We start from the raw sequence: 7,317 nt of genomic DNA, 5'->3' as shown, positions 1-7,317 counted from the left end.
GGACCTTCGGGGGATATCGGACCTCAGGGACCTACGGGACCAAGTGGACCTTCGGGGGATATCGGACCTCAGGGACCTACGGGACCAAGTGGACCTTCGGGGGATATCGGACCTCAGGGACCTACGGGACCAAGTGGACCTTCGGGGGATATCGGACCTCAGGGACCTACGGGACCAAGTGGACCAACGGGGGATATCGGACCTCAGGGACCAACAGGACCTTCTGGAACGGTACCCGCTGGGATCATTTATGTAGCAAATTCAGGATCAGGGAATGTATCCGTTATCGATGGAAAGAGTAATACAGTTATTACAACGGTAACAGTGGGAAGTGCCCTTTCGGGTGTTGGGGCAAATCCATCCACGAATCTAATTTATGTAGCACGCAACGTCAATCCGGGTACTGTATCGGTCATCGATGGAGCAAATCTCTCCGGTTCGCCCATAGCAACGATAACAGTGGGAAATGCCGCAAATGGTGTCGCCGTTAATCCATCCACGAATCTAATTTACGTAGTAAATCAAAATAGTAATAACGTATCCGTGATAAATGGAAATACAAATGAAGTGATAACTTTGGTAAATGTAGGAATTCTTCCCTTCAGTGTTGGAGTAAACCCATCCACGAATCGAATTTATGTTTCAAATAGCACTTCAAGGACTGTATCTGTCATTGACGGAGATATTAATAGTAGTACACAAAATACAGTAATTACAATTATACCCGTAGGAGTGACGCCTGGTTCAAATGGAGTTGGGGTCAATCCATCTACGAATCGAATTTATGTTGTAAATTTCGGCTCAAGAAATGTGTCCGTCATTGATGGGGCGGCCAATATAGTAATAGCAACGGTATCCGTAGGAACGAATCCAAATGGAGTTGGGGTCAATCCATCTACGAATCGAATTTATGTAACAAATACGGGTGAAGCAACTGTATCCGTCATCGATGGTATTGGTAACGCAATAATCGCAACGGTAACCGTAGGAGCGGGCGCACACGTTGCCGGGGTCAATCCATCTACGAATCGAATTTATATATCAAATAGCGTGAACAATATATCCGTCATCGATGGAAAGAGTAATACGGTCATTGCGACGGTAACCGTAGGAACAAACCCGGGAGGTATCGGAGTGATCCCAAATCAATAACTCCAGATGAGTAGATTCGCTAATAAAAATATCCACTTACAATGGTATACTAAGATGTTATTGCACATCTTCGGGAAAACAATACTATAATCAGGGAGCGTCCTAAACGTGCTTCAAGAATAGGATTGCTCCTATTTCTTTTCTTCCAGTAAATAAAAAACTTTATTGATGTATTAGGGGTACAGTCAAGAAGGTTCTATTCCTCCAAAGTGAAAAGCGGTTATTCTTTCTGAAGCAATCTGAATCAAGCAAGATTTTAATTTTCCCTCGTTTATGCGACCATTATGTAGCTTGGGCCTATGAGAATAGAAAGAACGTAAAAATCAAACTGTATGATTTACATACTGGTAAGGGAAAAGAATATTGGACAGTATCACACATTCGGGTTACACAACGAGACAGATATAGATACTAAAAATGGTAGGCTCATTTGGACAGACTCGAAAGACGGCACAGGTATGTTTAGATTTATGATATACCAAGTGGTAAGACTACGACCATTACCGATGGTATGGAAGGTTGGATACCTTACAAAATGGCATACACCACATTCAAAGTCAAAAGACATTGACTCCATCTATACAACTAATGGCTATCTGGTCATTCAAAGATTGCAGACTAACAATGATGGTATAAAAGAAAACTCACTCGTTCCGTTCCCATATTATCTAAGGGGGAAATTTTTTGAGAAAAAGAGAAAGTGGGGTTCTGCATCCGAATAATTGACTGATTATGAAGAAATAACAGAATAATACTAGGGGCTATCTGGAATTTTGTAATAAAGTCCGCCGCCATCCCCATTTGGAGTTAACCCTCCATTACGTTACGAGGTAAAGGTCATCTCGTATGTAAGGAGATGACCTTTCCATTTGCTTACTACCGAAACGGAACATAAAAATATCGTTTTCCCGCACGTTCCACTTCTAACTGTTGATTATTTCGTAGATATTCCAAATGGGCCAATGTTTCAGATAATGCAAAACGAATATTATGAATTGACAAGTCTTTCCCAAAAACATGATCACATACTTCCGTAGCAGAAACGCGCCCTTCCATCTCGACAAAATCTTGCATGCGTTTCAGTCTGCCCTCATGATGACTCCGAATTTGTTCAATTCGTTCCTGATAATTTTCAAATATAGGACCATGAGAAGAAAAGACTCTCTTTACGGGCAACGATTTCATTTTCTCAAGTGTTTTCAAATACGATTGAAGAGGGTTCTTATCACAATTAGGCCACATGCTAATATTAGGTGTTATGCGAGGAAGTAGGAAATCCCCACCAATGAGCCATTCACGCTCCGAATCATAAAAGCTAAGGTGACCGTCTGCGTGTCCCGGTGTATGAATTACTTTATATGTACGATCTCCTAACTGAATTTTCGAGCCCGCACGAAGAAATGTTGGATTTGGATGTGGTTCAATCCATGGAATAAAACTGGCAAGATGTTCGGGAATCTGCTTTACCACGCTTTCATCTAAGCCATGTCGTCTGAAGGCACTTGCGAGATCTTGTGCCATCTTACTATCCCGATCCCAAAAAAGCTGAGCTTGCTGAAAGTCAACTTGTGAGATGTAAACAGGTATCCCACCTGCTAATTGTTGCATTCTCCCAGCCAATCCATAATGGTCAGGATGATAGTGAGTGAGGACGATTTTATCCAGATCACCCCACGTAAGCCCTAACTCCTTCATCGCTGACTCCCACACTGTAAAATCTTGCTCTATGTTTAAGCCCGTATCTACGATCGTAACGCCGTTTTCCCCCATAAATAGATACGCCTTTATCTCTTTTAAAGCAAAAGGCAACGGCAGAGGTACTTCTACAATATCTTCCCAACGATTCAACAATGAACTCCCTCCTATTTCTCCTCTAAATCTCCCATTGATCTAAATGATCCACTACAAAAGTAGGTGTGATGTTGTATGTTTCTACATCCTGTCTAGAATGAACACCTGTGGTGACCATCAATGTATCTACGCCACCACGCACACCCGTCAAGATATCCGTCTCCAGATTATCGCCTACAATTAAGGTCTCATCTGGTTTCATATTCAGAATCTCCATCGCGTATTGCAAAATAATCGTTTCTGGCTTTCCAATTACAATGGGCTTGGTATTACTGGCATGCGAGATCGCGATATTAATCGTCCCACTACCAGGAAGGTATCCCTCTTCCGTTGGCAAAACTCGGTCCACATTCGTCGCGATATAGGTAGCCCCATCCTGAATCGCTAGACTCGCTCTTTTACATTTCTCATAGTCAAAAGAGCGATCAATTCCGGCTACCACTACATCTGGCTCGATAAATGTCTGCAAATGTCCCTTTTTATAATCCCTATCTATAATTGTCATTCCAACTTCTGTGAGGGCATGACGTAAGCCTTCTTCGCCTATCACAAGCACCTTCGACCCTGGATGATTCTTTTGTACATACTGTGCTGTTGCCATAGCCGACGTGTACACTTGTTCAGGTGTGGCAGGAAGTCCAAAGCTCCTTAGATGCTCTGCAACTTGCTCCGGAAGACGAGAGGAGTTATTCGTTAGATACAGATAAGGAATATTGCGCTCCACTAATCGTTTCATAAAGTGGACAGCACCCGGAATCACCTCAATCCCTCGATATAAAGTACCATCTAAATCAATCAAATACCCTTGATACTGTTTCTGATTCATCCTTATTGCTCCTATCCAACTAACGTACTCCAATGCTACTACTCGATATTTCCTTTTTCTCTTTCTGCCTGCAAGAATGTTTGAACTTGATGGTCAAATTGAATCATCACTTGGCATTGCCCTGTAAAAATGGCAAGTTCATCTATCTGAACTTCGGTATAATGTCGAACCAAGCGATCACGTAATAAAATCCATTGCTTCCAAACAGATCCAACTGATGGCTGGATCACTTGCTCATCTTCCATAATGTCTACAATATCGAGATAGCCGCCTGGGTCGCGCATAATAAAGTCATCAATGATCGTATTTCCTACATCAATCATGCACTCTACCGCCAGATGAGCCGCCCGCTCTAATGCAAAATGTTCCATCGTGCCTTTGCTTCCTACTTGTAACTCAGACGCCAAAGAATAACAGACTCGTAACATCTCTAATTGCTCTTGGATTCTTGTAATATTTAGATTGTATAACATAGTATCCCTTTCCTTATCCACTCTAATCAATTCCATTATAAACGATTCAGTCTTATCGAAACCACATCTAGAAAATTTGCGTACTTTTTGCTGGTGTGACTGGTTCACTTTCTCAGAGAAGGCATCTCCCTCTCCATTCAATCCTTCTTTATCGATTCTAATTTGACTAAAGCTGAGTCAAGATTCGCTTTTCCATCTGAAATAAAACCTAACCAGTCTTTCTGCCCTATTAGCCACAAGCTAAATCCAGCCATCCTTCCTCTTCTTTTGCCGAATAAACTTACCTATCCACACCTTTTCTTGTCACTTCACCTGTTCACAGAAAATAAAATATAAAAAAATTACCTGTTGGAATAATGCCAACAGGTAATTTAAGTCCATATTCAAACTGAAGAATATCAGGAAATTTCCTCCATTGTGTACTCACTAAGGTATAGATCTAGAGATCTAATCACGGGAATCAATCTCATCAAATACCAATTTACATCAGTAATATTGTCCATTAACCTCTTCCGGTTCCTATTGATCATAAAAGAGAACTTATCATCAGACCAGATCAGAAGACTTCCTCCGATATCTGTATCTTCCCATGTCAGAGAAACCCCAATCACTTCTTTATTGATCATCTTCTGTTTGATTATTTCTCGTAATTGAGGTAAGCTCATCTCTTTCGATTGCCAGTCATAATCGCCATCATCTCCAACTGGTAAAAAGCAAACTTCATTATCCTCATCGTGCCATTGCCAGCCATTCGATATGAACCCATTAAACAAGCTCATTTTGTTCTGCCCTTCACCATATCTCACTTGAAAATCCAAGGATGCCTGTACTGACATAATCTTCAACTCCTAATCAAGCCATTCGTGATACGAAATGCCTTTTTTATTCATGTAGTCTTTAAAATATTGGGGGATAGGTGTGTTTGAATGCAACTCATACGTTACACCATTTTCCCTTGCGATTCTCAATCTATCACCCATATCAGACCGAAATTTGCCAACTCTTGCTGGATCTTTTAGTGTATTTTCCCAATAATCAGCTGACTTAGCTTCCCACCATTTGCTTCCTACGCCTCCATCAAAGTCTCTACCACCTTTACTAAAGCTCCCACTCCCACCTAAATTATCAGTGAGAAAGTCTTCAAACTCTTTACCTTTAAGACCTTTAGCACTAGGTCTAGAACCTCCACCTCTAGAGAACATACTGATCAAATCACCAATATCATTGTAGAGGTTCTTTGCACTAAAAGCAGCTGTTCCAGTACCCCAAGAAGCGGCGGCTGCACCTGGAGCGCCTGCCATACATAACGTCGTTCCACAGGCTATAACTACTTCTCCTCCGCCTCCAATTGCTGCGGATGTTCCAGCCATCACGGAGATGACATCCCCTACAATAGCTCCTACGTGATAAGCGACTCCTTTTTCCTCGTTAGGGTCACTTAAATCCGCCAGACCAAAGGTGAAGATATTACTTTTGATTCGATCACTAGCTCCGTTAATAAACTGTGAAACCGATTTTGTGGCAGACTGGACCGCTTTCTTGACATTATTGACGATGTTCTTGACGGCAGGTTTGACCACATTTTTGACAACATTCTTAACCTTGTTCACTATCTTTTTAACCGTTTTCTTAACCTTGTTATATGCCTTCTTGACCGTATTATAAACTTTCTTCGCTAACTTTTTGGCCTTGTTGTATACTTTCTTAACTCCGCTCTTTACCGCATTATAAGCCTTTTTCACTACGGAAGCAGCGGCATTGTAAGCTTTTTTAATTCCGGTAGAAACGGTCTCGTATGCGGAAGAAACAGTTGAAACGATGGCGCTTCCTACCGACTTGGCTTTGTCCCATAATTCGCCCCAGAAATGACCATCTGGGTCGCTATTGGAAATCGGGTTTCCTCCAGCATAACCATACAAGTTGTAGTTCCCTGTATCCATCATAAGAGCTAGATGTGCACCTGCACCGTTGTAAGAGTCGCTACTGAGGAATCTTCCCTCTCCCGGACGATAGTCACGGAATCCAAGATCATAGGACTTGGTATTTGGGTCCCAGCGCTTGCCTTCGTAGCGGAAGGGGTTATACATCTCCAGATCGGGCTTGGTTGCATCGATCTTGTCGACACCGGTGAACATGTCTTTGTCATCCTCACCGTAAGGGGTATATCCGTACGTGCTACGAACATTGCCCTGTTCATCGGTGAGCATCTCGACCCCACGGTTCCCTGCTTCGAAGTAGGATAGCTCTTTCGTGTCCTCTTTTAGCATGGTCATCCGCTCACCCCATGCGGAGTAGGTGTAGGATCTCGTCATCTTACCGGCTATTTCTTCAGATAGGACTTGGTCGCTTGTACCTAGGTAGTTAAAGGCAGTTGTCTTTTCGTGATCTGTACCTGCTTTTTCTACTTTAGAGGTAGTTCGATCGAGTGGGTCATAGGTGAAACGAGACTTGATGGTGGTAGCCTTATCTTTGTCTAGTTTCGTATGCTCGACGGTGCGATCAAACTGGTCGTAGGCGAAGGTTTCTTTATCTTTGCCCTCGGAGGTAATCTTCTCAACACGGCCCATCGCATCGTAGATGTACTTAGATGCAAGTCCTGCTTCGGTTTCCTCGATAAGACGGTTTTTATCGTACTTGTAGGTAGATAGTACTCCGTCCTTCGTTTTCTGAACTAGATTGCTATTCGCATCGAGAGTGTACTCTTCTGTGGAAGATTGGGTTCCCGATTTGTCATAGCGGACAAGGCGATCTCGTGGGTCATAGGTGTATGCGTACGTGTTATTGATAGTCTTGTTGTTCGCATCGAGACCGGTATAAATGTCCTTGGTTGGGTTTCCATGCAGGTCATACTCGTAAGTATGCTTTTGTAGGGAGGTCCCGTTTGTTTTCTTGGTTTCCCATTGCGCGACGGAGCCGTCTAATAGTGATAGGTAAGCTTTTGAGGTCATCTCCAGCTTTTCCCCCACTCCACACCGTACGTGACGGTTTCCCGTCATACGGCGTTCCATCTAGTAT

General features: G+C 42.7%; 6 protein-coding genes. 1 reads left to right on the top strand and 5 read right to left on the bottom strand.

What is annotated here, in order from left to right:
• A partial coding sequence (locus tag EDD57_RS15035) for a YncE family protein (protein WP_131850025.1) occupies positions 1-1,152 on the top strand: 1,152 nt, incomplete at its 5' end.
• An 876-nt stretch (positions 1,153-2,028) separates the two neighbouring features.
• Here EDD57_RS15035 and EDD57_RS13950 read toward each other — a convergent pair.
• From EDD57_RS13950 to EDD57_RS14560, 5 genes are all read right to left on the bottom strand, one after another.
• Positions 2,029-3,003 (bottom strand): MBL fold metallo-hydrolase, encoded by a 975-nt coding sequence (locus tag EDD57_RS13950; protein WP_131850024.1) that lies wholly within the window; start codon positions 3,001-3,003, stop codon positions 2,029-2,031.
• 22 nt (positions 3,004-3,025) lie between these two features.
• On the bottom strand, positions 3,026-3,829 hold the full coding sequence (locus tag EDD57_RS13945) for a TIGR01457 family HAD-type hydrolase (RefSeq protein ID WP_131850023.1): 804 nt from the start codon (positions 3,827-3,829) through the stop codon (positions 3,026-3,028).
• 38 nt (positions 3,830-3,867) lie between these two features.
• Positions 3,868-4,302 (bottom strand): DUF86 domain-containing protein, encoded by a 435-nt coding sequence (locus tag EDD57_RS13940; RefSeq protein ID WP_165873848.1) that lies wholly within the window; start codon positions 4,300-4,302, stop codon positions 3,868-3,870.
• Positions 4,303-4,700: 398 nt separating this feature from the next.
• Complete coding sequence (locus EDD57_RS13935) at positions 4,701-5,138, bottom strand: hypothetical protein (RefSeq protein WP_131850021.1); 438 nt, start codon at positions 5,136-5,138, stop codon at positions 4,701-4,703.
• Between the two features lie 12 nt (positions 5,139-5,150).
• Positions 5,151-7,298, bottom strand: a complete 2,148-nt coding sequence (locus EDD57_RS14560) for an RHS repeat domain-containing protein (RefSeq protein ID WP_165873847.1) — start codon at positions 7,296-7,298, stop codon at positions 5,151-5,153.
• Between the last annotated feature and the right edge of the window lie 19 nt (positions 7,299-7,317).

It is taken from the genome of Baia soyae (genome assembly GCF_004341445.1).
GTDB classification, from domain to species: Bacteria; Bacillota; Bacilli; order Thermoactinomycetales; family Thermoactinomycetaceae; genus Baia; species Baia soyae.
The sequence above is the reverse complement of the archived record's forward strand: the minus strand, read 5'-3'. Positions and strand labels throughout refer to the sequence as shown.

Excerpts from the sequence above, each read along its gene's own strand:
- EDD57_RS13945 (WP_131850023.1), bottom strand. The coding sequence starts at position 3,829 with ATGAATCAGAAACAGTATCAAGGGTATTTGATTGATTTAGATGGTACT.
- EDD57_RS13940 (WP_165873848.1), bottom strand. The coding sequence starts at position 4,302 with ATGTTATACAATCTAAATATTACAAGAATCCAAGAGCAATTAGAGATG.
- EDD57_RS14560 (WP_165873847.1), bottom strand. The coding sequence starts at position 7,298 with ATGACGGGAAACCGTCACGTACGGTGTGGAGTGGGGGAAAAGCTGGAG.
- EDD57_RS13935 (WP_131850021.1), bottom strand. The coding sequence starts at position 5,138 with ATGTCAGTACAGGCATCCTTGGATTTTCAAGTGAGATATGGTGAAGGG.